Source organism: Nitrosophilus sp., from assembly GCF_982775275.1.
Genome location: NZ_CEXZHP010000268.1, coordinates 1 through 1568 on the forward strand (window position 1 = coordinate 1; position 1568 = coordinate 1568).

Below are 1568 nucleotides of genomic sequence, written 5' to 3' on the forward strand. Positions count from 1 at the left end.
CATTCTCTTTCTGTCTTGATGATGAGCTACTTATTCAGAACTTTCTGGAGAGATTCCTTGCCGTTGCTGATGTTATTATAATTTTACGCTGATGAGCCGAAAAGTCAGTACAAGCAATCCGGGTTTCAAAACCAAATAGTAATTTCTTCAGCTACAACAGCCCATTTATCTGCTGGCGATACGCCTGCTGCTTTTAACCTTCCATTTTTCTTTCCAGAAGCGCAGAAATTTACGTGCAGCGCCCCGGCTGCCCTGTCGGCGAAGATGTTTATAGCTGTAGGGTGAGTTATTTGCCATCATTTTAAGCATGTTTTTGGAAAGTGTTTTCTTGCCTTTTAGCGCCTTTAGAATAATTTTGATACCCGCTGAGCCTTGCTGGTGTACCAGGTATTTTTGATAATCAGGTAAATTGCTAAAGCCAAATTTCTTAAGGCGTTCGGTATTTATTTTTTCAAGTTTTTTGCTCATTGCCAGGGATTTTTTATAATCAGCGCGAGCTGACCGGCATTTAAGCGAGGTGCAACCAATATCTTTCAAGGCAACAATAGAAAGCTGGTGATGACCGCAGGGGGTATTGGTCCATTTACAACTTCTTGATTTATTACTAGGGCGATAGAGTCTTTTTCCTGCACTGGATTCAAGGGCGTAGAGTGTATCCCAGTAGGGTTTTTCCTGAGTTTTTTTAGTGGAATCTGTTTTTTTCTCTGCAGCTTTATTCTCTGCGACCTTACTAGGATCTTGATTGTTCCTGGAATCTGTTTTTTCAGAACGGGATATCCTGGATTCTGGTTTTTTATCTTTATGCTGTTTTTTGCTTGAGCCTTTCTTTGGCTTAGATGTTTTTGCTTTAGAAATGGCAAGCTTCATTTCAGATTCAATTTCAGCCGTAATTTTGCTATCGATTAATTGTTTTTCTAAATCTTCCGCAAGTGCTTCATTGGACAAAAGTGCATCCAGATCATTTTGAAAGACCCGAAAATCAAATGATTCAGCTTGTTTGTTGACATGATTTTTTGCCAGCGTGATCTGTGGTAAACCCAAAAGGCATAGGCTTAGGAGTGTCGCTAGAATCTTTAATATTTTTGAATGTAGTTTCATTGTATTTATTATCGGCTAACTGTTATTGGTTGTTTTTTGTTCAGTAGAAGTATTCAGACCAAAAATAATAAATTGAATCGGGATAATAAGTTGCTCCAGAAATCTGAAAGATGCAGCCTTTGGAAGGTTGTTCTGTTTAATGCGACCGTTTATCAGCAAGGAGCCCAAGTGAGAAAATCAAATATACTGATTATTTTATTAACTTTTATCATGAATTTTGATAAAGGTTAGCTACATATTTGATGTTAAGCCCTTATTTATGTGACAATCAGCCTGTTTATTATTTTTCACCTTTTGCTATTTTTGATATAAGCAAATTGTATATTTTCGATTAGGAGTCATTCATGGGATTATTTATCATTGGTGTTTTGGCTGGTTGGGTGGCCGAATGGTTGTTTTTTACGTTTTTTATGAAAGGAAAGACGGATTCATCTGGCGGGACTAACACATCTGCGCTACAGGCAGAGTTG

Annotated in this window: 1 protein-coding gene; it reads right to left on the reverse strand. The window is 37.8% G+C overall.

The window, feature by feature from the left end:
• Positions 1-165: 165 nt before the first annotated feature.
• Positions 166-1041 (reverse strand): hypothetical protein, encoded by an 876-nt coding sequence (locus AC30RD_RS09120; protein ID WP_489494215.1) that lies wholly within the window; start codon positions 1039-1041, stop codon positions 166-168.
• Positions 1042-1568 lie beyond the last annotated feature (527 nt).